The following is a 25153-nucleotide window of genomic DNA, read 5'->3' as shown; positions in this document are numbered from 1 at the left end:
GTGGCCGGCCGACCGGGGATGCCACGGACCCGGTGACGCACCTGCCGCGTAGGCTGCAGGCCGTGAGCCAGATCGCAGAGCGGGCGGAGTCCAGCGTCTACACCCCCGACGAAGTCCTCCTTCGTCGGTTCGGCATCGTGCGCGCAGTTGGTGGTGGCGCCTACATCGTCGCCTGCGTCATCATCGGCCTGATCTACGGCACCGCCGCATGGCCGGTGCTGCTGGGCATCCCGGTCCTCGCGGTCGTCACGACCATCTACTTCCGGACCTCCCTGACCGCCCCCCGCAGCTCCGTGGCGCTGTCGCTGGTCGCCGACGCCATCGTGCTCGGCGGCGCTGCCGCGTTCGTCGGCGGGACCGGGTCGGGGACCGGCGCCCTCTACGTCATCCCGATCGTGTCCGCCGGCATCATCCTCGGACCCGCAGCCGCCACCAGCTTCACCACGCTGTCGGTGACCCTGGCCTGGCTGCAGCTCGCCAGCGAGGAGTGGCTGTACACCCCGGTTGCGCTGCACCGGCCAGACCTCGGCGACCGCGTCGTGGTCCTCATGATCATCACCGCCGTGCTGATCAGCGTCGGCTACCTGACCGGCACCTACGCCTCCAGCCTGCAGGACAACATCGCCGAGGCCGGACACTCCGCCTCGGAGGTCGCCAAGCGCACCCGCCGGCGCCGCTCCTTCGTCCGGCAGGCAAGCATCGACGTCCGCGGACCCCTCGGTGCGGTCGAGCAGGTCGCCGATCGGCTCGACTCCGGCGATGCCCTCGACACCGACACCCGCACGGCCCTCGCCGCGCAGCTGCGCATGCGGACCGCCCAGCTCGAGGGTGGCATCGAGCAGCTCGCCGACGTGGGTGCGCTCGACGAGGCCCGCGAGGCCAAGCCGCAGGCCGTGCAGCTCAGCCGGGTCGTCGCCGACTGCCTCCACGCCCTCGGCCCGCGCCTCGGCGACCACGAGGTCCACGTCGACGTGCCGCCCCTCCGCGTGGTGGGGGACCGGCGGGCCGCCCGCCGCATCACCTACAACCTGCTGGAGAACGTCGCCGAGCACACCCCGGCCGGCACGACGGTGTGGGTCGAGGCGCGTTCCACGGGCGGCCAGGGTGTCCTGGTCGTGACCGACGACGGCCCCGGCGTACCCTCGGGGGTCGCCCATCGGCTGTTCGACGCCCCCGACGAAGGCGGCGGGCCGCGGGTCGGCATGCCGCTCGTGAAGGAGCTCGTCGACGCCATGGGCGCAGAGATCACCTACGAGCCGCGCGAAGCCGGTGGCTCCATCTTCCTCGTCGGCTTCAGGCTTGCCCCGCGGGACGCCCCCTCGGCCGATGACCCCGACGACGGACCGAGTGCACACTCGACGGCAGACATCGCACAGGCCTGACCCCAAGGACTGTCACACCAGCCACACGGGCCACACCAGACACCACGGCCCCCACCAAACACACCAGCAACACTGGGCACGCCAGTACACTGCAACAACGCGGTGCGCGTGCCAACGATGGTGCGCGAACACGAGGTCAACACCAACCCTATGTCCACTCCAGCTGCTTTCCCTCCGCTGATGACCGCCATGGCGACGCCGTTCGACGCCGATGGGGCGCTCGACCTGCCCGCGGCCCAGAAGCTGGCCCGGCACCTGGCCGCGCACGGCAACGGCGGCATCGTCGTCGCCGGCACGACGGGTGAATCGCCGACGTTGACCCACGACGAGACCCTCGAGCTGCTCGCCGCGGTCGTCGAGGCGGTCGGTGAGGACACGGCGGTCATCGCCGGCACCGGCAAGAACGACACCGCCGAGACGGTCCGCATGACCGCCGAGGCGACCGACGTCGGGGTCGACGGGATCATGCTGGTCTCGCCGTACTACAACCGACCCAACCAGCGTGGACTGGACCAGCACTTCCGTGCCGCCGCGGCAGCCACCGACCTGCCGGTCCTCCTCTACAACATCCCGGGCCGCACGGCCTGCGAGATCGCCCCCGAGACGATGCTGACGCTGGCCACCGAGGTCGCCAACATCAACGGGGTCAAGGACGCCGTCGGCGACATGGCCAAGGCCGGCTGGCTGATCTCCCGTGCGCCCAACGACTTCGGCGTGTGGTCCGGCGACGACAAGAACTGCCTGCCCCTGCTGGCCGTCGGCGGTGCCGGCCTGGTCAGCGTGGCGGCCCACCTGGTCGGTGACGCGCTGGCGGACATGATCGCCCTCGTCGACGCCGACCTGTACGCCGCCCGGCGCATCCACCTGCGCCTCCTCCCCCTCTTCGAGGCCCTGTTCCTCGAGCCCAGCCCCGCGCCGCTCAAGGCGGCGATGGAATGGCTGGGCCTGCCCGGCGGCGCGCTGCGCCTGCCGATGGTCCCTATCGCCGACGACACCGCCGCGCGCCTACGCGACGCGATGGTGGCCGCCGGCCTCCCAGTGGAACGGCAAGTGACATGAGCATTTCCAACGACGCAGCAGTCGTCTCCTTCTACGGCGGTCTCGGTGAGATCGGCGCCAACATGTGCGCCATCGAGGTGGACGGCAAGGCGGTGCTGGTCGACGTCGGCCTGACCTTCCCCGACGCCGAGCACCACGGCATCGACCTGATCCTCCCGGACTGGAAGGACCTGATCGAGCGCGGTCCCGAGATCGTGGGCGTGGTGATCACCCACGGCCACGAGGACCACATGGGCGCCCTGCCCTTCTTCCTGCGCGACTTCCCCGGCATCAAGGTCTACTCCGCCAAGCTCACCCTCGGGCTGCTCGAGGCCAAGCTGGTGGAGCACCCCGACGCCCGTGTCGAGCTCATCGAGGTCGAACCCGGTGAGAAGGTCGCCATCGACGACTTCGAGCTGGAGTTCATCCAGGTCACCCACTCCATCCCCGACGGCATGGCCGTGGCCGTCCACACCCCCCACGGGACGATCCTGCACACCGGGGACTTCCGGCTCGACCAGACGCCCATCGACGGCCGCGTCACCGACCTGCCCCACCTCGCCCAGCTGGGCGACCAGGGCATCTCGCTGCTGCTGTGCGACTCCACCAACGCCGACGTGCCCGGCCACGTGCCCAGCGAGCGCACCGTCGGCAACACCCTGCGGACGGTCTTCGAGTCCGCCCGCGGACGCGTGGTCATGACGACGTTCGCCAGCCACGTCCACCGGGTGCAGCAGGCGATCGACGCGGCGACCGCGATGGGCCGCAAGGTCTGCTTCGTCGGCCGGTCCATGGTCCGCAACATGCCGATCGCCCGTGAGCTCGGCTACCTGCGCTACGACGATGCCGACATCATCGACATCGCCGACTGCGACCGGTACAGCCCGGCCCGCATCCTGATCATCTGCACCGGTTCCCAGGGCGAGCCCTACGCGGCGCTGTCGCTCATGGCCGCCGGCCAGCACAAGCACGTGAAGCTCACCGAGGGCGACACCGTCGTGATGGCGTCCTCCCAGATCCCGGGCAACGAGGCCGCGATCAGCCGGGCGCTCAACGGCCTGATGCGCCAGGGTGCCGAGGTCGTGCACCGTCGCGAGCACGGGGTGCACGTCTCGGGCCACGCCGCAGCGGAGGAGCTGAAGTTCTTCCACAACATCGTCCGGCCAGCTGCCGTCGTGCCCGTGCACGGCGAGTTCCGCCACCTCATCGCCCACGCCCAGCTGGCCGTGGCGACCGGCACCCCCGCCGACCAGGTGTTCGTCTGCACCGACGGCGACCGGGTCGTCCTGCGCGACGGCCGGGTCGAGCGTGGCGACGGCTTCAACAGCGGCCGCGTGTTCGTCGACGGCCTCGGCGTCGGTGACGTCGGCAACGCCGTGCTGCGCGACCGCGAACGCCTCTCCTCGGAGGGTGTCTGCGTCGCGGTGCTGCGACTGGACAGCCGGTTCCGGCTGGACGGCGAACCCGAGATCATGCAGCAGGGCCTCATCTACGAGGCCGAGAACGCCCACCTGCTCGACCAGGCCGCCAAGGTCCTCGGCGACGACGTCCGTTCGCTCGGCAGCAGCAACGAGGACGTCGTGCGACGCAAGGTGTACGAATCCCTCAGCCGGTTCTGGCGCGAACAGCTGGGCCGCAAGCCCGTCGTCGTGCCGGTCCTCATGGAGGTGTGACCCAGGACGTGGCGACCACGAAGAAGAAGCCCGCGACCACCCGCAAGGCTCCGGCGAAGAAGAAGCCCGCCGCGAGCACCAAGGGCCGGTCTGCGTCCAGCCGTGCCGCGACGGAGCGGGCCGACAAGGGCCTGGAGCCCGAGCGCATCCGCGACCTGTGGGGCATCGGCCTCATCGTGCTCGCCGTGCTCAGCGGCCTGGGCCTGTACGCCCAGGGCAGCGCCGGCCTCGTCGGTGTGGCGCTGGTCAACGTCTTCCGTGGCCTGCTCGGCGTCTTCGGCCTGGCCGTCCCCGTCCTGATCGCCGCCGGCGGCGTCCTGCTGCTCGGCAAGCCCCTTCCCCGCAACCCCCGCATCGTGGGCGGCACCGCCGTGGTGCTGCTGGCGCTCATCGGCCTGTGGCACATCGCCTCCGGCGCGCCCGGCGCTGACGCCGAACGCGCGGCGCTGCACGCCGCCGGCGGGTGGGTCGGCGTCGTCATGGCCAAGCCGCTCAGCAACCTCGCGGCCACCCCCGGTGCGGTCGTGGTCCTCCTGGGCCTGCTGTCGGCCGGGCTGCTGGTGCTGACGGCCACCTCACCCCGTGTGGCCGCCATGGCGGTGTGGACCCTGTTCGTCAGCGACGAACCCACCGAGCGCAGCCAGCGTCGCCGCGAACGGAAGGCGCAGCGCGCGGCGGACCGCGAGGACGACCGTGCAGCCCGCGAGGCCGAGCTCGACGATCCCTCCGAGCGTGACTGGGTCGAGGAGTTCTCCGAGGAGGAGTCCCGGCCGGCCCCAGCCCTGATGGACGACGCCGGTGTCCGCGCGGCGCTCGACATCCCCCTGGACGAGGACGGCGAGGACGCGGCGCGGGAACGGACCCACATCGATCCCGCCACCTCCGACACGGTCGTCATGGACCGGGCCGTCCCCGACCGAGCGGCCGACGACGATGCCGAGCGCGCCGACCTGCTCTCGGGCGACGAACCCGACGCGCCGCGCAGCCGGCCGGAGTTCATCGACTCGGGGTCGCCCCAGCGCACCGGGCAGGCCCGTCAGCTGGTGCTCAACCCCGACATCGCCTACGAGCTGCCGTCCCTGGACCTGCTGCGCAGCGGCAAGGCCGTGTCCGGCAACGCCACGAACATGGAGTCGATGACCGAGGCGCTGGAGCGGATGCTCGAGCAGTTCAACGTCGACGCCCGTGTCGTGGCCGTCCGCAGGGGCCCCACCGTCACCCGTTTCGAGATCGAGCTGGGCACGGGCGTGAAGGTCAACACGATCACCAAGCTGGAGAAGGACATCTCCTATGCGTTGGCGACACCGGACATCCGCATCGTCGCGCCCATCCCCGGCAAGGTCGCGATCGGCATCGAGGTCCCCAACACCGAGCGGGACCACATCACGCTCGGCGACATCCTCCGCTCGCCCGAGGCAGCTGCGCAGACCCACCCGTTGACCGCCGGCATCGGCCTGGACATCTCCGGCCGGCCGGTCCTGATCAACCTGGCGAAGATGCCGCACCTCCTGATCGCGGGTGCGACGGGATCCGGCAAGTCGGTGGTCATGAACTCCATCGTGACCAGCGTGATCATGCGCAACTCCCCGGAGACCGTGCGCATGATCCTGATCGACCCCAAGCGGGTCGAGATGGCCACCTACGAGGACGTGCCCCACCTGCTGACCCGCGTGGTCACCGACCCCAAGCGGGCCAAGGACGCGCTGGACTGGGTCGTCTCGGAGATGGAGCGGCGCTACGACCTGCTGGCCCGCTACGGCCACCGCAACATCGACCGCTTCAACGAGGCGGCCGCCGCCGGGCTGCTGCTGCCCGACGGTGCGCCCACCCCCGAGGAGTTCGCCGCGCAGGCGGTCGCGGCCGTCGCCGGTCCCGAGGACGAGACCGAGGTCCTGGAGGACGGGGACCCCGTCGAGGAGGCCCCGAAGGGGGAGGAGCCCCTCCCGTACATCATGTGCGTCATCGACGAGCTGGCCGACCTGATGATGGTCGCCCCACGCGACATCGAGGGCGCCATCGTCCGCATCGCCCAGATGGCCCGTGCGGTCGGCATCCACCTCGTCATCGCCACCCAGCGTCCATCGGTCAACGTGGTCACCGGCCTCATCAAGGCCAACGTGCCCTCGCGCATGGCCCTGTCGATGGCCACTGGCCACGACTCCAAGACCATCCTCGACCAGCACGGCGCCGAGAAGCTGATCGGCCAGGGCGACATGCTCTACATGCCGGCCAACGCCTCCAAGCCGCACCGCCTGCAGGGCTGCTACATCGACGAGCAGGAGATCGAGAAGATCGTCGACCACTGCAAGGCCCAGGCCGAGGTCACCTACGCGGAGAACGTGGTCAAGCAGGGTCAGGAAGCGGTCATCGCCGACGTCCAGGGCGACGACGCCTCCGACGCCGACCTGACCAAGGCCGCCATGGAGCTGGTCGTCCGCTCCGGCCTCGGCTCGACGTCGATGCTGCAACGCAAGCTCAAGGTCGGGTTCGCCCGCGCCGGACGCCTCATGGACGAGCTCGAGCAGATGGGCGTCGTCGGCCCGTCGGAGGGCCCGAAGGCACGGACGGTGCTCATGACCGTCGACGAGCTCGAACGCCAGGGTGCGAGCGCCTGAGGTTCGACGACGATCCACCGAACACGACGAACCCCCCGCAGCGGTGCTGCGGGGGGTTCGTGGTTCCTGCGGCTGGTCAGGCCCTGCGGCGTCCCATCACCAGGGCACCGGCGCCCGCGATCAGGGCAGCCGCGCCGCTGATGATCCAGGGGGTAGAGGAACCGCCGTCGGTGCCGCCGGCACCGGTCGCGACCGCACCCTCGGGGGTGGCCTCGTCGTCGCTGTCTTCGTCGGCCATGTCCATGGCGTCCTCGGTCGCGGCGTCCTCGGTCGCCGTCATGTCGTCCATGGCGTCCTCGCTGGCGGCCTCGTCGGCCATGTCGGCGGCCTCCGAGGCGTCATCCATGGCCATCTCCTCGCCCTCGGCCATCTCGTGGTCGCCCTCGCCCTCGGTCATCTCCTCCATGTCGTGGCCGGCCTCGGGGTCGCCGCCGACGGTCACGACGGGGGCCGGGGTGGCCGCGTCGTGGTCACCAGTCCAGCGGTAGTTCAGCTCGTCGTTGCACTCCTGGTAGACGTTGAACGGCACCTCGGTGCCGTCCTCGCCGTCGACGGTGGCGGTGAAGAAGAACTCGCCGGGGTCCTCGTTGGCCAGGGTGCCGGTCCAGGTGACGGCCTCGTCGGTCTGCTCGATCTCGAAGCCCTCGACGTCGGCCACGGCGTCGAGGGTGACGCCCTCGGGGATCTCCAGGGAGATCAGGCGGGTGTCGACGACCTCGCTACCGGGAGGGGGCGGCGGCTCGCCCTCGCTGCAGCCGTGCGGGATCAGCAGCTGGAACTCGGTGGCTTCGCCAGCCGGGGCGGCGGCAGGCTGCAGCACGGCGTGGGCGAAGGCTGCGGTGGACCACAGCAGGGGGAGGGTCAGACCGGCAAGGAGCGCGGTCAGGCGTCGGAGTGTCATCGAGGGGTTCCTCTCGGAGGGTTGGGTGGGGCAGGCGCGCCGGACCATCGGTTCGCGGGCGGATGGACTGCTAGGGGTTGACGGTGATCTCGGTCACCGTCGACGCCACGTCGAAGCGGCTGGTGGCGACCTCGGTGGTGATCTCCCACCTGCCCGGCACGCTCAGCTCGGGGCCCTGCAGGACGAAGTGGCCCCGGCCGGAGAGGGTTGGGGTGCGGACGAGCGGACCGATGTCGAGCTCGGGCTGCGACAGCGTCATCGTGACGCCCTCGTCGATGTCGAGGGGGCGGCCGACCTCGCTGAGCAGGTAGATGTGGATCTCGTTGGCGCCGGCCCGGTTGGGGTCGACGGTGATCGACAGCTGGCCCAGCCCCTCGAACTCCTGGTTGGTCGAGAACGCACCCGTGATCCCGGCGGCCTCCGCAGCGGGCTGCAGGGCGACGAGGACCGAGGTCGCGGCCAGCACGAGGACGACGACGAGCGCTTCGATGCGGACCGTCTTCGTCAGGGTCGCCCACGCGGCATCGCGGGCGGCGGCGCGGTCGGCGACCTCGTCGGACCCGCCGGCGATGACGGGCTGGCCCGACCCGCCCCGGGCGCTGCGCCGACGACGGGCCGTCAACGCCGGGATCAGCTTGCGGTTGTTCCACGTGCCGAGCGCCAGCAGGGGCAGCACGGCGACGAGCTTGGCGATCAACGCCCAGCCGTAGCCGGTCGAGGTCAACGCGCGCAGGGCCCGGACCTCGGCCCACGACAGCGCCGCCCCGGCCAGCACGACCGCGACGACGCTGAGGGTGAACAGCGAGGAGAACCGGGCGACCAGCCGGCCCGCGCCGACCGGGTCGTCGGACCGACGCCGGCGCCGCAGCTCCATGGCCATCACGACCAGGCCTCCGAACCACAGTGCTGCGGTGGCGACGTGCACGGCCGATGCCCCCCAGACGACCGCTGCGGGGCCCGTGGTCAGGGTGTGGCCCTCCAGCAGGAGCGAGGTCAGCATCACCACGCCGCCTGCCAGTGCGACCGGGCCGGACAGCGCCCGCCGCAGCCCGACGAGCAGCAGGACCGATCCGACGGCACGGACGATCGCGGAGATCCCGACGAAGCTGGTGATCGTGGACTGCAGCCCGCTGGCGTCGACGAGGGAGGCCAGCCCGTCCCCGCCGACCAGCACGTTCTGCAGCAGCACCCCGAGGACGGCGGTGACGAGGACGGCGACGCCGGCGCGCCGCACGACCCGCGTGACGGGCTGGTCGTCCCCGTCGAGCTGTTCGCGCATCCACGCCACGGTCGCGACCGCGCCTGCCGCCAGCAGCACCCCGGCGTAGGTCACCCACCGCACGATGGCGGCCAGCACCGCCCACGGTCGGTCGGCACCGGAGGAGAAGACCTGGCCGAGCAGCTGGTCACCGGACCCGGACTCGGCACCCACGCTGAACACGAACGCCCCGTTGACGGGGTGGCCGTCGGCGGAGGTCACCCGGTAGGTGACGGCGTAGGTCCCGTCGGCGAGGTCCGGCTGCAGGGCGACCCGGACGATGTCGGGTGCGTCGTCGGTCTGGAAGGTCCCGCCCTCGTCGACGCGCTCACCGTCGCTGCCGAAGATCCGCAGGCCACCCCGCGGGGACACCACGGCCTCGTTGAAGTCCAGGAACAGCTCCTCCGGCGGCGTGTCCAGCACCTGGCCGTCGAACACCGACCCGCCCTCGAGCACCGCGTGGGCGCTGGCCGGGGTGGCCAGGACGACCATGACGAGGCAGGCCAGCACGCCGGCTCCGGCCAGCCGCACGAGGGCGGCCAGCCCGTGGGCTCGGGAGGTCAGGGGAGAGGGCGACAGCGGGTGCACGCCCCAGGGGTGGCACCTGCGGGCCGTTGAGTTCCAAGTCCGGCGAAAAAGGCTCGACGGGATCGTGCCGGTACCCACGTGGAGGTGGGTTGGGCCCCGATCGCGCCGGTTCCCACCGGGCCGGTCGGGGCTAGCTGTCGACCGACGCCGGGGCTGCCCGCCGGAGGGCGTCGGCGAGGGGACCGATGTCGCCGGACTTGAGGACCAGCTCCACGCCGATCCGCTTCATCTCGGTGCGGACGAAGTCGCCGGCCACGGCGGTGTAGGCCACGATGCCCACTGTGGGGGCCTGCTCGGCCAGCATGGCGATGGCCTCGAACCCGCTCGTGCCGGGCATCAGCAGGTCCATCACCACGACTTCCGCATCGGTGCGCTTGACCTGTTCGACCGCCTGGCTGCCGTCGGCGGCCTCGCCGACCACCTCGAAGTCCTGATGGCGGTCGAGCTGCATGCGCAGCAGGAGCCGCAGATCGGGTTCGTCGTCGGCGATCACGACGCGAAGGGAGGGATGGCTGATCATTGAATGGGCGCTCTCGGCAACACGATGCTCGTCAGGGTCCCCCCCACAGTTGCCTCGAACGATAGCGTGCCGCCTGCACCCTCGGCGACAGCCTTGGCGATGGACAGGCCCATGCCGAGACCAGCGTGGCTGGTCACCGCTCGCTCGCCCCGGAAGAACGGTTCGGTTGCCAAGCGGACCTCCTCGGGATGGATGTCGGGCCCGGGGGAGAAGACCCGCACGGTCACGGTTCCCTCGTCCTCGGTGATCGACACCTCCGGCTCGCTGGTGCCGTAGGCCGCGGCGTTCTCCAGCACCGCACGCAGCGCTCGCCGGATGCCGGTCAGCGGCCCGGTCACCGTCGTGGGTGGTCCGTCGAGCTGCAGCATGCTGCTGCGCAGGTCCCCCCAGATCGCACGGACCTCGTCGGCGAGCTCGAGGTGGCCGGGGGAGTCGACCGGGATCGCGGTCTCGATCCCTGCCGCCACGAGCAGGTCGTCGAGCAGCACCGTCAGCCGGGCGGCGTTGCGCAGGAGCGCCGGCCCGATCACGTCGCGGACCGTCGCGAGATCCTCGGCCGCGGAGAGCTCGCCCGCCAGGCCGTGGATGGTGGTGACCGGGGTCCGCAGCTCGTGGCCCACGACGTTGATGACCCTGCGGCGGATCGCGTCGAGTTCGCCGGCGAGCGCCTCCACATGGGCCTCCTGATCCATCGGCGTGTCGGTACCGTTCATGGCTCCTCCTGCGGTCGGGATGCGGAGATGGGGGAGGCGTTGGCCGCCCCGTCCACCTCGTGTCGTGCACCCTATGTCGGCAGCCCCATCGGGTGGGCGAGGACTGGAGAGGAACTGTCACTCACCGGGACCCGTCGAGGACACCGTGGCGACGCTGCTGTTCACTCAACGGGGTCGGAGACCCTATGCTCTGCTCCTACCGGCGGGATCGGGCAACCCTCGACCACTGACCAGGACGGTCGGCCGGTGCACATCCAGCAGTCAACGTGCGCAGCGACCCCGCACAGCCGGAACCACATACTCAGTCGCTCACGAGCCGAGCGACCCCCGAGCACTACCCATGTCGGCGGGCTTCGACACAGGGAACCGAAAGGAGTGGGCCGACAGCAATGGACAAGATCCGCAACGTCCTCGGACAGCTCGGCGGCATCTCCGCCATCGCCCTCGACGGCATGCTGTCGCTGCGTCGCCGACCCCTGCAGCTCGACGAGTTCCGGCGACAGGCCTGGTTCATCACCAAGGTCTCGGCGATCCCCCTCGTGCTCATCAGCGTGCCCTTCGGCATGATCATCGCGCTCCACGTGGGGTCGTTCTTCCGCCAGCTCGGCGCCGAGGCACAGATCGGATCGGCGCTGTTCCTTGCCACCGTTCGCGAGCAGGCCCCGATCGCGACGGCGCTGCTGATCTCCGGCGCCGGCGGCAGCGCGATGACCGCGGACATCGGGTCGCGACGAATCCGCGACGAGATCGACGCGATGGAGGTCATGGGCGTGGACCCCATGCACCGGCTGATCGGCCCCCGCCTCGTCGCCGCGACCGTCTGCTCGGTGCTGTTCTGCTCCATCGTGGCCGTCGCCGGCATCCTCGGCGGCTGGTACTTCGCGGTGCCCGTCCAGGGCGGGACCTCCGGGGCCTACTTCGACTCCCTCTCGGCCCTCTCGCAGCTGCCCGACTTCCTCATGATGATCACCAAGGCGCTGTTCTTCGGCTTCACCGCCGGGGCGGTCGCCTGCTACAAGGGGTTCACGGTCAAGGGCGGTCCGAAGGGCGTCGGGGACGCAGTGCAGGCCAGCGTCGTCATCACGTTCATCCTGCTGTTCTTCCAGAACTTCCTGCTGACCGCCATGTACTTCAACCTGATCCCGCAGAAGCTCTGAGCCCCGCATGAGCGCAATCCCCGCACCGCTGTCCCGCTTCGGCCGCCGTCTCGGCGGCCCGTTCGAGAACGTCTACGACCAGTTCGCCTTCTACGGCGAGGCCCTGCGCGGCATGCCGCGCGCGTTCAAGTACGGCGGCGTCATCCTCACCCTGATCACAGACGTCGCCATCGGTGCCGGCGCGCTGGTGCTGGGCGGCGGCATGTTCTTCGTGATCGGTGCCCTTGCGTTCTTCACCGGCACGGCGGTCGGCCTGGAGGGCTACGTCGCCCTCGACCAGATCGGCGCGGAAGCCTACGTCGGACTGGTCGCCTCCTTCGCCAACACCCGTGAGATCACCCCCCTGATCGCCGGCGTCGCGCTCGCCGCACAGATCGGGGCCGGCTTCACCGCCGAGATCGGGGCCATGCGGATCTCCGAGGAGATCGACGCCCTGGAGGTCATGAGCGTGCCCTCCCTCATCTACCTCGTCTCGACACGGATCTGGGCGGCGCTGATCCTCGCGATCCCGCTGTACCTCCTGGCGCTGTTCATGTCGTACTCGGCGTCGGAGCTCATCGTGACGCAGTACTACACGGTCTCGTCGGGCGCCTACGAGCAGTACTTCGACCTGTTCCTGCCCACCATCGACGTGCTGTACAGCCTGACCAAGGCCGTGGTCTTCACGATCTTCGTGGTCCTCGTGCACTGCTACTACGGCTACAACGCCTCGGGTGGCCCGGCCGGTGTGGGCATCGCGGTCGGCAACGCCATCCGGGTCTCCCTGGTCGGTGTCGTCCTGCTGAACCTGCTGCTCTCGGTCATCTTCTACGGCGGCGGCAACACGGTGCGGATCGCCTGATGGGTCGATCCACTGCCGTCCGGGCGTTCCTGGGCCTGCTGATCATCGTCGGTGTCGGCACCGTCGGGTGGTTCGGGACCCGTGCTGCCCAGGGAGCGTTCGCCGAGGACTACCGCTTCACCGTCGTGATGGGGGAGACCGGTCAGGGGCTGGTCAACGGCTCCGATGTCGTCGCCCGCGGAGTCCTCATCGGCAAGGTCGGCGCCATCGAGTTGACCGAGGACCTGCAGGCCGAGGTCGAGCTGGTCCTCGAGCCGGAGTACCGCATCCCCGAGGACGCGCAGTTCGCCATCGTCGGCAAGACGCTGTTCGGTGAGAAGCAGCTCGAGGTCCGCTTCGACGGGCCGCGCGAGCTGGCCGCGGCGTTCATCCCCGACGAAGGACGTGTCACCGACGTCAACGCGGTCGTGGAGGTGCAGGACGTCCTGCAGGACCTCGACGGGCTGTTGGGGGCCATCGACCCGGAGGACCTGGCTGTCGTCGTGAACGACGGACTGGGCGCCTTCGTGGGGCAGGAGGACTCCATCGCCCGCGCCATCGACCAGGGCGCCCGCGCGACCAACGTGTTGTCCCGCAGCCTCGACGACCAGGTGCCGACCCTGCGCGACCTGTCGCTCGTGGCCGAGGCGCTCGGCCCCGTTGGCGACGAGTTCAATCGCATCGCCAGCACCATCGACGGCGGTGCGCTGGACACCATCACCGCCAACCAGGACCGGCTGCGGTTCATGCTCGCCGAGCTGAACGCCTTCTCCGACCAGCTCGACATCGTGCTGGAGCTGACCCGTGGCGACCTCGACCGGTTGATGGTCGAGGGCGACAACGTCACCCGTGTCCTGTTCGCCTACCGTCCCGAGCTGGCTGACATGGTCGAGGGCCTCAACGACTACACCGACATCATCGGCAACGGCGGGCAGACCGACCCGGGCTGGAGCGGCTTCGCGGCCGGCTTCCAGATCATCCTGCAGGAGCCCGTGAGCGCCGAGCTGTGCGCCGGTGTCCCGCCGGAGCTCGCGGCCGTCCTGCCGATCTGCAGCGGCACCGCCCCGCCCGCCGACGGCGGCGATGGGTCCGCCCCGCCGTCGCTGCCGGTGCTCGACATCCCCGACGTGGTCGTGGCCGCCCCGCAGGGGCCGGTCGGCGACGGGGCCATCACCGATGTGTTCACGCAGGTCCTCGGCGACCTCGACCTGCTCCTCGGAGGCGGCCAGTGACCGACCGCCTGCCCGGAACCAAGTTCGTCCTGTTCGCGATCGTGTGCACGATCGCGGCCGGATGGGTGACCTCGATCTCCGGCAACATCGCCCTGGACCGCATCATCCCGACGGTCCTGCCGTTCCTCGACGACGCCAAGGTCTTCGAGGCGGAGCTGGAGGAAGCCGCGGGCCTGCTCGTCGGCGACGACGTGCGCGTGGCCGGCGTGGACGTCGGACGCGTCAACAGCATCCGGCTCGAGCAGGGCCTCGCGGTCGTGGAGTTCGAGGTGGCCGACGACATCGAGCCGACCACGACCTGGGGCGTCGGTGCCCGGTGGCGCAACGTCATCGGCCAGCGGTTCCTCTACCTCTACCCGGCGCCCGGCGGCGTGCCGTTGCCCGAGGGCGAGCGCATCGATATCAGCCGGTCGGTGGCCGTCGCCGACCTCGCGGCCTTCGTCGACCAGATCACGCCGCTCCTGGAGGCCATCGACCCCGTCAGCCAGAACAAGCTGACCCAGGCGCTCAACGACACGCTGATCGGCCGTGAGGACGACATCCAGAACCTCGTCGTCAACCTGTCCGACCTCGCCGACACCGTGTCCTCGCAGGAGCCGGAGATCCGCGCGGTCATCGCCAACGCCAACCTGCTGCTCGGCGAGTTCAACACGCGAGAGGCCGAGCTGGTGGGCTTCATCGACCAGCTGCGACTGGTCTCCAGCACCCTGGCCAACCGCAACGGCGAGCTCCTGGACGCCGCGGTCGACCTGACCCGCGTGCAGGCCGAGCTCGGCCGCTTGATCGCCGCCAACGACGACGGGCTGGTGTCTTCCCTGGACAACCTCGAACAGGTGACCGAGCGGATCGGTGAGCAGCGAGGTGAGCTGGAGGACTCCCTGGCATCGCTGCGCCAGGGCTTCGCCTCCTACATGCTGTCCAGCCGTTCGGGCCAGTGGTTCAACGTTCGGGCCGTGGCCGTGCAGGTCCAGGCCGGCGGCCAGGTCGTGACCTGCATCACCGAGAGCGGCACGGCCTGCTCGATCCCCAACAGCGCCCAGCACTCCAGCGCCGGGACGGTTCCGACCTCCGGCAGTGCCAGCGGCCCGGGTGCACCGCCCGAGCTGTCCTACGCCCCCGAACGGCTCGACGCCATCGAGGTGGTCACCGGCATGCCGCTGCTGGCCGCCCAGGACGTCGCAGCCGCGAACGTGACGACGGTGGAGGAGGGTCGCTGATGGGCAAGCAGTTCATCGAACGCAGCCCGGTCATCATCGGCATCATCACCGCCGCGCTGATCGTCGGCGCGCTGTTCGTCTCCCTCGGCGTCACCCGCGAGGACCTCACCGGGGGCTACAAGCTGACGATGGAGTTCGCCGACGCCAACGGCCTCGCCGCCGGTGACATCGCCATCGTCGCCGGCATCCAGGCCGGCCGTGTCCTCGAGGTCGACATCGTCGAGGACCACGTCGAGGCCATCGTGCAGATGGACGGCGGGGTCGAGCTGCCCGAGGGCACCCGCGCCTCCATCACCGTGCGGACCCTCGTTGGCAAGAAGGCCATCGACCTCGACACCGGTATCAGCGACGCCGCCTTCCAGGGCCCGCTGCTGCAGGACGGCGATCGCATCACCATCGAGAACACGCGGGTGACCATCGACGTCCCGCAGCTGGCGGAGAGCGCCGAGGACCTGCTGACCGAGATCGACTCCGACGCCCTGAACACGCTGCTGGTGGCCGTTGCCGACGTCACCCGCGACCAGCGCGACGAGGTGTCGCGCCTGGTGGACTCCGGGACCGACCTGACCGAGCTGGTCAACTCCCAGGAGCAGCAGATCCGGCTGCTGCTGCGCAACCTGTCGACGCTCAGCCAGACGCTGGAGTCCCGCGACGACGAGCTCGTCGGCATCATCGACGACCTCGACCTGGCGCTCGGCAACATCGCGACACGCCGCGCCGACCTGCAGGCCCTCCTGCGGGAGACACAGACCACCGGCGCGGTCACCGCCGACTTCCTCGCGCGTGTCCGCGGGGACCTCGACGCCGTGCTCGACGAGCTGCACCTGGACCTCGAGATCGTCCGTCGCCACCAGGTCGACCTCGCCGAGGGACTGGCCTACTCCGGCGACGCCCTCAACGGCTACGCCTCCATCGGCTTCGCCGGCGACCAGCCGGTGGACTGGGGGCACGTGTTCGTCACCTCCGCCGGCCCCGTCGGCGTCGACGTGCTCGTCGGCTGTGGCGGCCTGATCGACCAGCAGCTCGACGCGATCCTCGGGCCCGACCCGCGGACCTGCGAGGAGCAGGGTGTCACCGGGACCCCCGACACCCAGGACCCGCCGCCACCGGAGGGTGAGGACAGCGGCGCGCTGATCCCGATCCTCCCCGACCTGATCGGCGGCGGTGGCGCCGTGATCGTCCGTGCACCCCAGGAGCTCGGCATCGACGTCGGCCCCCGTTCGCTGATGCACATGCTGGAAGGGGCCTCGCAGTGACCCGCTCCCGCCTCGTCCTCGCAGCCGCCCTCCTCGTGATGGCAGTCATCGCCTCGGCCTGTACGTCGTTGACCGGCAGCGACGACACGCCAGAGGACATCGTCGTGACCGCCACCGTGCTGCGGACCGCCAACCTGTTCGTCGGGTCGGAGGTCCGGGTCCTCGGCGTCCCCGTCGGCGAGGTCTCCGCCATCGAGCCCAAGGGCGACGTGGTCGACATCGAGCTGACGCTCGACGGGACCCGTGACTACCCGGCCGACGTCAACGTGCGCCTGACGCCCCAGTCGCTGCTCGGTGAGCGGTTCGCCGCCCTCGACCCGCCCTACATCGAGGGGCCGACCCTCGAGACCGGCGCCCACGTGCCGATGGAACGCACCGGCATCCCGGCGGAGGTCGACGAGGTCCTGCGGTCCTTCGAGGAGTTCCTCGCCGCACTCGACGGCGACGCACTCGCCGACCTGATCGACGTGCTGGCCGACACCCTCGACGGCAACGGCCAGGGCCTCAACGACCTCATCGCCTCCGGGGCCGACACCGTTCGCGTGCTGTCGGACAGCTCCGTTGACCTGAACCAGGTCGTGCGCGACCTGGCCGACCTCAACGAAACGCTCGCCACGCGGGAGGAACGCATCGGGTCGACCCTGCGCAACACCTCCACGGTGCTGCGCAACCTGCAGGAGGACCGCGACCTGCTCATCGGGGCGCTCAACGAGCTGCAGCGCGCGGTCGGTGAGCTGCAGCCGATCGTCATCGAACACGGCGACCCACTCGTCCGCGACCTCGACACGCTCGCCACGACCCTGTCGACCGTCGACCGCAACCTCGAACGCATCGGCGACGCGCTGCTCGGCAGCCGCACCCTGTTCGAGACGGCCGGTCGCGTCATCGAGTGGGAGAACGCCCGGCTGCCGCTGGACAACGAGGCCGGCTACCTTGCCGACGCCGCGACTGACCGGCTCGAGGACCGCATCGTCGGGCTCTGCCTGCGGCTGGACCTGGCCGACTGCAGCATCGTGGAGGACGTGCTCGCCGGGATCCCCGACCTGTGCGTCCCCGGCCTGTGCGTCCCCTCCGAGGGCGGCGGCACCAGCCTGACCGAGGCGCTGGGCCTGGCCCTGGCGTCCCTCCCGCTGGAGGCCCGCACCGCCATCGCCGACGACGTGGCCGCGCGGCAGGCCGAGGCGCTCGCGGCCCCGCTGCCCGAACCGGCGCCTCCTGTCCCGTTGCCACAGCCCGACTCGCGGCTGACCGGACGGGGCTCGGTCCCCGTTCCCGAAGCAGGCGGCGGTGACGGCGGCGGCCTGCTGCCCGACCTCGGCCTGTTCGGTGACCGCGACGACGAGGAGGGGGACCGATGACGCGCTGGTTGACCGCCGTGGTCGTGTCGCTGTCCCTCCTGCTCGCCGGGTGCTCCAGCGACGACGCGACCGTCGTGCTTGCCACCTTCGACGACGTCGCCGACCTGACGACCAACGCCTCGGTCCGGCTGGCCGACGTGCCGATCGGCACGGTCGCCGACATCGAGCTCGACAGCGAGCTGCAGGCGATGGTCACGATGGAGATCGACCCCGAGGTCGCCCTGCCCGGTCGCCTCCGTGCCCGGCTGCGCAAGACCTCCGTCCTCGGCGAGCGCTTCATCGACCTCGTCCCCGTCGGCGAGGGTGGCGAATGGATCTCCGGCAACGAGGTCGAGGACACCGAGGTCGTGCCGGAGCTGGAGGAGGTCATCCAGACCTCCACCGACCTGCTCATCGCGGTCAGCACCGACACGCTGGCCGGCGCGATCCGATCCGGTGCCGAGGGCCTCGACGGCCGCGGCGCCACCCTCGGCGAGATCATCGACGACCTCAACGCCGTCTCGACGACCTACAACGCCAACTCCGCCGACCTCGTCCGGTTGCTCGAGGGACTGGACCAGTTCCTCGACACCGTCGGCCCCCAGGCGGAGATGCACGGCCGGGCGCTGGAGGAGATCCAGCAGTTCACCCGGGTGCTGGCGGAGGAGGACGACAACCTCGTCGACACGCTGGTCAACCTCCAGGACCTGGCCGAGACCGGCACCGACATCATGGTGACCCACCAGCAGCGGATCGACGACTTCGTGTTCCGCCTCGACGGGATCACCGAGGAGCTGACCCGCGAGTCGACCCTCACCGCGCTCGACCGGCTGTTCGTCAACCTGGCGCAGCACAACTTCTCCACGATCCGCGGCGTCAACAACGAACACGCGCAGGTCGTGCTCGACTTCATCGTCTGCGGCGTCAACGACGAGCCCGGCGACCCGGTCCGTGCCTGCAGGACCCCACCGCAGGGCCGCGAGATCCCGACCCCCCGTCCGACACAGGTGGACTACGACCAGTGAAGAAGCGGACATTCATCAACCTGGTCACCGTGGTGCTGGCCTCCTCGGTGCTGGCCCTGTACGCCCTCACCCAGCTCGTCGCCGGTGCGGTGTTCGGGCAGGGCTACCCCGTCTACGTCGACCTGCCCGAGGCCGGTGGTCTGACGGAGAACAAGCAGGTCACCTACCGGGGTGTCGGGATCGGCAGCATCGCCGACGCCGACCTGCACGAGGACGGCGTGCGGCTGGAGCTGGAGATCGACCAGGACGCCAGGATCCCCGAGGACGTCGACCTCGTCGTGCTGCGCCAGTCCGCCGTGGGCGAGCAGGCCGTCGACTTCCGCCCCCGCGTGGCCGAGTCCGCGACCACGCAGTACTACGAGGAGGGCGACGTCATCGTGCCGCTCTCCATCGTCCTGCCGACGAAGCCCGAGGACCTGCTCGAGGTCGCCAACCGCGTGTTCGGCAACGTCGACAACGACCAGGCCGCCGTGCTGATCAGCGAGCTCGCCGACACCGTTCGTGGGCGGTCGGCGGACCTGCAGTCGATCATGACCGACTCCGCGGCCCTGTCGGAGTCCGTGGCCGACAACGGCGCGGAGTACGACCGGCTGTTCGCTGCGAGCCGCATCGTCAACGCCTCCCTCGCGGAGAACCGGGACGTCCTGGCCGACCTGATGACCGACTTCGCCGACAGCGCACAGCTGATCGGCGAGATCCGGGCCGACGTCGATGGCCTGCTCGACACGGTCCCGCCGACGCTGGCGCTGACCACGTCGGTCCTGGAGCGGGGCGACGCCAACCTGGCCTGCTCCATCCGCGACCTGGCCAACCTCAACGAGTACGTCAGCGACGCACCCAACCTGGAGAACCTCGGCGAGACCATCCGCCAGCAGGCCTACTTCTTCGACGCGTTCCGGACCATCGGTCCCACCAGCGCGCAGGGCGAGCCGTGGCTGCGCGTGCACTTCCTGGCCGAGACGACCCCGATCGCCGAACGCTACGAACCGCGGCGACCGATCCCCGACACCCTCCCCGGTGGGGCCTGCGAGTCCGTCTTCGGGCCCGGCGCCACCTCGGCGTTCCAGCTGAACCACCAGCTGGCCGTGCCCGAGGGCGAGGTCGTGCGGCCCGCGAACGATCGCGGCAACCCCGAGGCGCGCGTGTCGACGTCGGCAGGCCTGTCGCGCCTGCTGCGCCTTCCCGACCTGACGGTGCCCGCGGTGCCGACAGCCCCCGGCGGCTCGGAGGTGGGCGCGGGTGGCTGATCGCACCACCGTGCCACGTGACGTCGACGACGACGGCCCCGTTGAGGGTGGTCCGGGTCCGGACTCGCCCGCTGCGTCGGTGTGGCCGACCGGCGGCCCTTCCGACAGCATCGCCGTGCCGGTGCGCAGCCTCCTGTGGCGCGCCCGCATCGGCGTCGCCGTCGGTGTGCTGGGCCTCGTGCTCGCCGCCGTGTTCTTCCTCGGGGCCCAGGACCTTCGTCGCGAGGCCGCCGTGCGCGAGGACGTCCGCGAGGCCGGCGAGCTGGTCGCGCTGCGGGTCACGACCTTCGAGGGCAGCGACATCGACGACTGGGTCAGCGACACCCAGAGCCTGTCCACCGGCGACTACGCGCAGGAGGTCGCCGAGCGGTTCGACCCGACCATCAGACAGGGCCTGGCCGACGCGCAGGTCCAGTCAGTCGGCACCGTGCTGAGCGCGTTCGTGCAGGACGTCCGTGACGAGACCGCGACGGTGTTCGCGGTGATGCGCCAGACCTACACCTCGGCGCTGCAGCCCCAGCAGGTCTCCGACGAGCTGCGCATGGAGATCGAGCTCACCCTCGTCGAGGGGGAGTGGCTGGCCAGCGACGTCGCCGTCCTCGGCCCCTCGACCATCACCCCGATCGACCAGGACGCAGCGGGCGATCCTGGCGACCCCACGCCCGAGGAGGGCTAGATGTCCGTGTACAGCTCCGTGATCGTCGGCACCGACGGGTCGGTGACCGCCGGCCGTGCGGTTCGCCGGGCCGCCACCGTTGCCGCCGGCCTGCAGATCCCGATGATCGTCGCCACCGCCTACATGCGGGTGCGGCCCGAAGAGCTCGGTCCCCGGTCGGTGCAGGCCGAGCTGCCCGACAACATCGGGGCGTTCGGCTACATCGGTGCGCAGGAGACCGCCCGCGACGGCGTGTCGATCGCCCTCAAGGCCTTCCCCGACCTCGACATCGACGTCGCAACCCCGCAGGGCGACCCCGCCGATGCGCTGCTGGAGTTCACCGAGACCCGTGGCAACGCGCTGCTCGTGATCGGTGGGCAGGGACTCGGCGCCACCGGTCTGTTCCTGCTCGGCAACGTCCCCAACAAGATCACCCACCACGCCGTGGGCGACGTCATGGTCGTCCGCACCGGTCGGGAGCGCGAGGACGATGCCCCGCGCCGTGTCCTCATCGGCACGGACGGCTCGAAGACGGCGACCAAGGCGCTGGACCGCGGCATCGCGGTGGCGTCCGCCCTCGGTGCAGGCGTGACCGTGCTGACCGTCGGTCGGTCCGGGTGGGCCACCGACGTGCTGGCCGAGGCCTCCGCGCGGGTCGAGGCGGCAGGCGTGCCCGTGGAGACCGAGCAGCACGACGGCGACGCCGCCGCGGTGCTGGTGGAGCGGGCTGCCGACTACGATCTGCTGGTGCTCGGCAACCGCGGCATGACCGGGGCCCGCAGGTTTCTGCTGGGCAGCGTCCCCAACAAGGTGTCGCACCACGTCGGGGCGGACCTGCTGATCGTCAAGACGACGTGATCACCGCGACGCCCCCCGCCGCCCAAGGATCGATCCAGAAGCGAGGCCACCGATGACCGACCACGAGCTGCCGAAGCCGCCGCGTGCGGCGTCCGCCGTGCCGCCTCCTGTCGTGCCCGGTCCGCCGGCCAGCGGTCCCTCGGGCGTGGGTGCAGGGTCGACCATCGAGTACGACCTGCATCCGTCGGGCTCCGCCTCGGTGCGTCCCGGGTCCACCGCGCCGCCGGCCCCGGCACCGCCCGCGCCCCAGCCGCCACCCTTCCCCGTGTCCTCCCAGCCCCAGCAGGATCCGTCCCCGCAGTACGGCCACCAGCCGCAGCCGAGCTCCGTCGCGGTGCTGCACGAGCCGATCCCCACCGGGTTCGGTGGGCAGCTCGAGCTGGACGAGTACGGCAACCCGGTCACGCCCCCCGAGGGCTTCGAGCTGCCCGACGGGTGGGCACCGTGCCCCGACGGCGCCGACCGGCGCGAATGGGTGCTCGACCCGACCCAGCCCGAGCCGAAGATCCGGATCCGCCACCTCACCAAGGCGTTCGGCTCCCGGGTCATCTGGGAGGACCTGACCTTCGACATCCCCAAGGGCAAGGTCACCGTCGTCCTCGGACCGTCGGGTACCGGCAAGTCGGTGCTGCTGCGCCACCTGATCGGCCTGCTCCGCCCCACCGAGGGCCAGCTGTGGGTCGACGACAAGAACGTGCCGACCCTGCGCAACCGGCCGCTGCTGGAGGTGCGCAAGAAGTACGGCGTGCTGTTCCAGGACGGTGCCCTGTTCGGCTCGATGACGATCTACGACAACGTCGCCTTCCCGCTGCGCGAGCACACGCGCAAGAACGAGAAGGAGATCAGGGAGATCGTCGAGTACAACCTCGAGATCGTCGGCCTGTCGGATGCCGCCAAGCTGTTTCCCGGTGAGATCTCCGGTGGCATGCGCAAGCGTGCCGGGCTGGCCCGTGGGCTGGTCCTGGACCCCGAGATCCTGCTGTTCGACGAGCCGGACTCGGGCCTCGACCCCGTCCGCACGGCGTTCCTCAACGAGCTCATCCTGGACCTCAAGGAGAAGCTCGACTCGACGTTCGTGATCGTGACCCACCACATCCCGACGGCGAAGAACGTCAGCGACAACCTCGCGTTGCTGTACCGCCGGCAGCTGATGCTGGCCGGCCCGAAGGAACGGCTGCTCAACTCCGACATGGCCGTGGTCCGGCAGTTCCTGCGCGGCTCCACGATGGGCCCGATCGGGATGAGCGAGGAGAAGGACTCCGGCGACGTCACCGCCAAGTACGACGAGTCGGCCGACCAGTTCTCCCTGGAGGACATGCGCGACGACGCGGCCCTGCCGGGGTCGGACCACTAGCACGCGGGGTCCCCGGGACCGGGTGCGTCAGGCCGCCGCAGCCGGACGGCTGCGGACGTCGAGCGTCAACGCAAGGCTGTAGGCCATGGCCGAGATCTCCCTGGACAGACACGAGGCTGCCCCCGGTGTGGGGCAGCTCGACACGATCCTTCCCCGGATCGCCGAAGAGGTGTCCGGCCTGACCGGTCAGGGTCGGGTGGCCGACTACATCCCGGCGCTCGCCCGGGTGCCCGCCGAACGGTTCGCCCTGTCCGTCAATCCGCTGCACAGCGAGCCGGTGCACGTCGGCGACCACGACACGACGTTCTCGATCCAGTCGATCTCCAAGGTCTTCACCCTGACGCTGGCGCTGCAGCGGTTCGAGGGCGACCTGTGGGCGCGGATCGGCCGCGAACCCTCCGGTGACCCGTTCAACTCCCTCGTGCAACTCGAGCACGAGGAGGGGATCCCGCGGAACCCCTTCATCAACGCCGGGGCGATCGTCGTGGCCGACCTGCTGCTGACCTGCCTGGAGGACCCGCTGCACGAGCTGGTCACGATGGTCAGCAAGCTCGCCGGGTCCAAGATCGTCGTCGACGGCGAGGTGGCGCTCAGCGAGGCCGAGACGGGCTACCGCAACCGTTCCCTCGCCCACCTCATGAAGGGCTTCGGCAACATCACCCACGACCCGCAGGACGTACTGGACGTCTACTTCGCCCAGTGCTCCCTGGCGATGACCAGCGACCAGCTGGCCCGCGCCCTCGGCTACCTGGCCAATGACGGCGTCGACCCGGCGTCGGGCGAGCGGGTGCTGGAGGTCAGCCAGGCCCGCCGCGTCAACGCCCTGATGCTCACCTGCGGCACCTACGACGCCGCCGGCGAGTTCGCCTTCCGCGTGGGCATCCCCTGCAAGTCCGGCGTCGGCGGGGGAGTGGTCGGCATCGTCCCCCACCACCTGACCGCCTGCGCCTGGTCCCCGGGCCTGGACGCCACCGGCAACTCCGTCAAGGGCCGCGCCGCCCTCGAACACCTGGTCACGGAGACGGGCCTGAGCGTGTTTTGAGTTGGGGTTGGTGTGGGGGGGGCGGTGGTAGGGGTGGCGTGTGCGTTGGGCGTCTCTGAGGGTGGTCGACCGCACCCGGGGTGAGGGTTCGTGCGACATGCCCGTCTCCTCGGGGCGTTCATGTCACACGACGGTCGAGGGTGGGTGCGATCAACAGCACCTTGAGCGGGGCAACGCACACACGGTCGTGTGCGGGGCCTGCCGAGGTGCCAACGCACCGCCGCAGGGCGCCGGCGAAACGCGAGCGAGGCTCGCAGTGCCCGATGCGGAGCGAGGGCCGAGAATCGAGGGAGTGATTCGTCGGGTCAGAGCCCGAGGACCAGACGAGCGAAGCGAGGACCAACAAACAACGCGAGGACCAACCACCCCGCCCACATGGCCCGTTGGGGGAGGGTTCGTGTGGCCGTCCCACCGCTACCCTCGACCCGCATGGCCGGAATCGGAGAGACGCTGCGGGCAGAGCGTCGGCGGCAGGGACGTTCCCTGGCCGACGCTGCCGCAGAGACGCGTGTTCGTGAGTCCTACCTCGCCGCGATCGAGGAGGACGACTTCGCCGTGCTCGGCGGGGACGTGTACGCCCGTGGGTTCATCCGCCTGTACGGGCGCTACCTCGACCTCGACGCCGAGGCGCTGGTCGAGGCGTACCGGGCCAACCACGACACCCTCGAGGAGGTCTCGGCCTTCCCCGGCTCCAGCATCGACGACATCCTCCCGCCCGACGGCCGGCCCCGGCTGCCGTTCAACCCCGCCATCCTCGGGGCGGTTGGCCTGGTCGCCCTCCTCGTCATCGCGTTCTTCTCCTTCCGGGGTGGTGGCGAGGCCGAGTCCGAGGCGAGTGAGGACCCCAACGCGCCCGGCCCCTCGCCCGCGGAGGTCGCCGAGGTCCCCGACGAGGCTCCGACCGAGGACGACGGCCAGGCGTTGGCCAACACCCCCGCCGACCCGCTGGTGGACGCCTCCACGCCGGCGCAGCTCGACGGCCCGGCGTTGACCGAGCTGGTCATCGAGGTCTCCGTCCTGCAGCCCGTCCGGCTGAACGTCGTGCAGGGCCAACCGCCGGTCAGCAACGCCCAGCTCGACGTCGGCGACTCGCGCACCCTGACCGGCGACTCCGCCGTGGTGTTCAGGGTCAGCGACGCCGCCGCCGTCGACATCACCGTCAACGGCCTACCATTGGTCGGCCTCGGCGGACCCGGACAAGCTGTCGAGGTGTCCTGCGCCATCGGCGAGCAGGCCTGCCAAGTTCGCGTGATCTGAGCCCCATC

Annotated in this window: 21 protein-coding genes; 17 read left to right on the top strand and 4 right to left on the bottom strand. The window is 70.6% G+C overall.

The genetic code is table 11. The annotated features are described in order from the left end of the window. The first annotated feature begins 62 nt into the window (after window positions 1–62). The 4 genes from DVS28_RS16460 to DVS28_RS16445 all read left to right on the top strand — a co-directional run bounded on the left by DVS28_RS16460 (window position 63) and on the right by DVS28_RS16445 (window position 6708). Window positions 63–1382 (top strand): ATP-binding protein, encoded by a 1320-nt coding sequence (locus DVS28_RS16460; RefSeq protein ID WP_114592426.1) that lies wholly within the window; start codon window positions 63–65, stop codon window positions 1380–1382. 180 nt (window positions 1383–1562) lie between these two features. After that, entirely contained in the window at window positions 1563–2441 is an 879-nt protein-coding gene (gene dapA, locus DVS28_RS16455) for a 4-hydroxy-tetrahydrodipicolinate synthase (protein WP_216826090.1), read from the top strand. After that, the gene (locus DVS28_RS16450) at window positions 2438–4093 is read left to right on the top strand and encodes a ribonuclease J (protein ID WP_164710650.1); all 1656 of its coding nucleotides are present in this window, start codon (window positions 2438–2440) and stop codon (window positions 4091–4093) included. Before dapA ends, DVS28_RS16450 begins: the two co-directional genes overlap by 4 nt. Window positions 4094–4101: 8 nt before the next feature. Beyond that, window positions 4102–6708 (top strand): FtsK/SpoIIIE family DNA translocase, encoded by a 2607-nt coding sequence (locus DVS28_RS16445; protein WP_164710649.1) that lies wholly within the window; start codon window positions 4102–4104, stop codon window positions 6706–6708. Window positions 6709–6784: 76 nt separating this feature from the next. Here DVS28_RS16445 and DVS28_RS16440 read toward each other — a convergent pair whose 3' ends face one another. From DVS28_RS16440 to DVS28_RS16425, 4 genes are all read right to left on the bottom strand, one after another. After that, a complete protein-coding gene (locus DVS28_RS16440; protein ID WP_164710648.1) occupies window positions 6785–7609 on the bottom strand; it encodes a DUF1775 domain-containing protein in 825 nt (274 codons plus the stop codon). Window positions 7610–7679: 70 nt separating this feature from the next. Beyond that, window positions 7680–9455: a copper resistance CopC/CopD family protein gene (locus DVS28_RS16435; protein ID WP_114592422.1), complete on the bottom strand. Its 1776-nt coding sequence runs from the start codon at window positions 9453–9455 to the stop codon at window positions 7680–7682. 130 nt (window positions 9456–9585) lie between these two features. Beyond that, on the bottom strand, window positions 9586–9975 hold the full coding sequence (locus DVS28_RS16430; protein ID WP_114592421.1) for a response regulator: 390 nt from the start codon (window positions 9973–9975) through the stop codon (window positions 9586–9588). Then, the gene (locus DVS28_RS16425; RefSeq protein WP_114592420.1) at window positions 9972–10688 is read right to left on the bottom strand and encodes a sensor histidine kinase; all 717 of its coding nucleotides are present in this window, start codon (window positions 10686–10688) and stop codon (window positions 9972–9974) included. Before DVS28_RS16425 ends, DVS28_RS16430 begins: the two co-directional genes overlap by 4 nt. 389 nt (window positions 10689–11077) lie before the next feature. Here DVS28_RS16425 and DVS28_RS16420 point away from each other — a divergent pair, with 389 nt between their 5' ends. The 13 genes from DVS28_RS16420 to DVS28_RS16360 all read left to right on the top strand — a co-directional run bounded on the left by DVS28_RS16420 (window position 11078) and on the right by DVS28_RS16360 (window position 25145). Further along, on the top strand, window positions 11078–11845 hold the full coding sequence (locus DVS28_RS16420) for an MlaE family ABC transporter permease (protein ID WP_108664691.1): 768 nt from the start codon (window positions 11078–11080) through the stop codon (window positions 11843–11845). A 7-nt stretch (window positions 11846–11852) separates the two neighbouring features. Continuing rightward, on the top strand, window positions 11853–12686 hold the full coding sequence (locus DVS28_RS16415) for an MlaE family ABC transporter permease (RefSeq protein ID WP_114592419.1): 834 nt from the start codon (window positions 11853–11855) through the stop codon (window positions 12684–12686). After that, a complete protein-coding gene (locus DVS28_RS16410; RefSeq protein WP_114592418.1) occupies window positions 12686–13897 on the top strand; it encodes an MlaD family protein in 1212 nt (403 codons plus the stop codon). The genes DVS28_RS16415 and DVS28_RS16410 overlap by 1 nt, the downstream gene beginning before the upstream one ends. Then, window positions 13894–15114: an MCE family protein gene (locus DVS28_RS16405; RefSeq protein ID WP_164710647.1), complete on the top strand. Its 1221-nt coding sequence runs from the start codon at window positions 13894–13896 to the stop codon at window positions 15112–15114. Before DVS28_RS16410 ends, DVS28_RS16405 begins: the two co-directional genes overlap by 4 nt. Further along, on the top strand, window positions 15114–16370 hold the full coding sequence (locus DVS28_RS16400) for an MCE family protein (protein ID WP_114592416.1): 1257 nt from the start codon (window positions 15114–15116) through the stop codon (window positions 16368–16370). Before DVS28_RS16405 ends, DVS28_RS16400 begins: the two co-directional genes overlap by 1 nt. After that, window positions 16367–17728 carry an MCE family protein gene (locus tag DVS28_RS16395; RefSeq protein WP_114592415.1) on the top strand — a complete coding sequence of 454 codons (1362 nt, stop codon included), beginning with the start codon at window positions 16367–16369 and terminating at the stop codon, window positions 17726–17728. Before DVS28_RS16400 ends, DVS28_RS16395 begins: the two co-directional genes overlap by 4 nt. Further along, entirely contained in the window at window positions 17725–18732 is a 1008-nt protein-coding gene (locus DVS28_RS16390) for an MCE family protein (RefSeq protein WP_114592414.1), read from the top strand. Before DVS28_RS16395 ends, DVS28_RS16390 begins: the two co-directional genes overlap by 4 nt. After that, complete coding sequence (locus DVS28_RS28510) at window positions 18729–19979, top strand: MlaD family protein (protein WP_164710646.1); 1251 nt, start codon at window positions 18729–18731, stop codon at window positions 19977–19979. The genes DVS28_RS16390 and DVS28_RS28510 overlap by 4 nt, the downstream gene beginning before the upstream one ends. Continuing rightward, window positions 19972–20655 (top strand): hypothetical protein, encoded by a 684-nt coding sequence (locus DVS28_RS16380; protein ID WP_114592413.1) that lies wholly within the window; start codon window positions 19972–19974, stop codon window positions 20653–20655. The genes DVS28_RS28510 and DVS28_RS16380 overlap by 8 nt, the downstream gene beginning before the upstream one ends. After that, window positions 20656–21492 (top strand): universal stress protein, encoded by an 837-nt coding sequence (locus DVS28_RS16375; RefSeq protein WP_114592412.1) that lies wholly within the window; start codon window positions 20656–20658, stop codon window positions 21490–21492. It begins immediately after the preceding gene. A 52-nt stretch (window positions 21493–21544) separates the two neighbouring features. Further along, on the top strand, window positions 21545–22846 hold the full coding sequence (locus DVS28_RS30260) for an ABC transporter ATP-binding protein (RefSeq protein ID WP_216826089.1): 1302 nt from the start codon (window positions 21545–21547) through the stop codon (window positions 22844–22846). Between the two features lie 85 nt (window positions 22847–22931). Beyond that, window positions 22932–23888 (top strand): glutaminase, encoded by a 957-nt coding sequence (locus tag DVS28_RS16365; protein ID WP_114592411.1) that lies wholly within the window; start codon window positions 22932–22934, stop codon window positions 23886–23888. A gap of 429 nt (window positions 23889–24317) precedes the next feature. Further along, window positions 24318–25145 (top strand): helix-turn-helix domain-containing protein, encoded by an 828-nt coding sequence (locus DVS28_RS16360; protein WP_164710645.1) that lies wholly within the window; start codon window positions 24318–24320, stop codon window positions 25143–25145. Window positions 25146–25153 lie beyond the last annotated feature (8 nt).

Origin of the sequence: Euzebya pacifica (assembly GCF_003344865.1) — a bacterium.
GTDB lineage: Bacteria > Actinomycetota > Nitriliruptoria > Euzebyales > Euzebyaceae > Euzebya > Euzebya pacifica.
This window is presented reverse-complemented; position numbering and strand designations above follow the sequence as displayed.

Coding starts and splice junctions, on each gene's coding strand:
- dapA (WP_216826090.1), top strand. CDS start 1,563: ATGACCGCCATGGCGACGCCGTTCGACGCCGATGGGGCGCTCGACCTG.
- DVS28_RS16450 (WP_164710650.1), top strand. CDS start 2,438: ATGAGCATTTCCAACGACGCAGCAGTCGTCTCCTTCTACGGCGGTCTC.
- DVS28_RS16440 (WP_164710648.1), bottom strand. CDS start 7,609: ATGACACTCCGACGCCTGACCGCGCTCCTTGCCGGTCTGACCCTCCCC.
- DVS28_RS16430 (WP_114592421.1), bottom strand. CDS start 9,975: ATGATCAGCCATCCCTCCCTTCGCGTCGTGATCGCCGACGACGAACCC.
- DVS28_RS16425 (WP_114592420.1), bottom strand. CDS start 10,688: ATGAACGGTACCGACACGCCGATGGATCAGGAGGCCCATGTGGAGGCG.
- DVS28_RS16420 (WP_108664691.1), top strand. CDS start 11,078: ATGGACAAGATCCGCAACGTCCTCGGACAGCTCGGCGGCATCTCCGCC.
- DVS28_RS16415 (WP_114592419.1), top strand. CDS start 11,853: ATGAGCGCAATCCCCGCACCGCTGTCCCGCTTCGGCCGCCGTCTCGGC.
- DVS28_RS16410 (WP_114592418.1), top strand. CDS start 12,686: ATGGGTCGATCCACTGCCGTCCGGGCGTTCCTGGGCCTGCTGATCATC.
- DVS28_RS16400 (WP_114592416.1), top strand. CDS start 15,114: ATGGGCAAGCAGTTCATCGAACGCAGCCCGGTCATCATCGGCATCATC.
- DVS28_RS16390 (WP_114592414.1), top strand. CDS start 17,725: ATGACGCGCTGGTTGACCGCCGTGGTCGTGTCGCTGTCCCTCCTGCTC.
- DVS28_RS16375 (WP_114592412.1), top strand. CDS start 20,656: ATGTCCGTGTACAGCTCCGTGATCGTCGGCACCGACGGGTCGGTGACC.
- DVS28_RS30260 (WP_216826089.1), top strand. CDS start 21,545: ATGACCGACCACGAGCTGCCGAAGCCGCCGCGTGCGGCGTCCGCCGTG.
- DVS28_RS16365 (WP_114592411.1), top strand. CDS start 22,932: ATGGCCGAGATCTCCCTGGACAGACACGAGGCTGCCCCCGGTGTGGGG.
- DVS28_RS16360 (WP_164710645.1), top strand. CDS start 24,318: ATGGCCGGAATCGGAGAGACGCTGCGGGCAGAGCGTCGGCGGCAGGGA.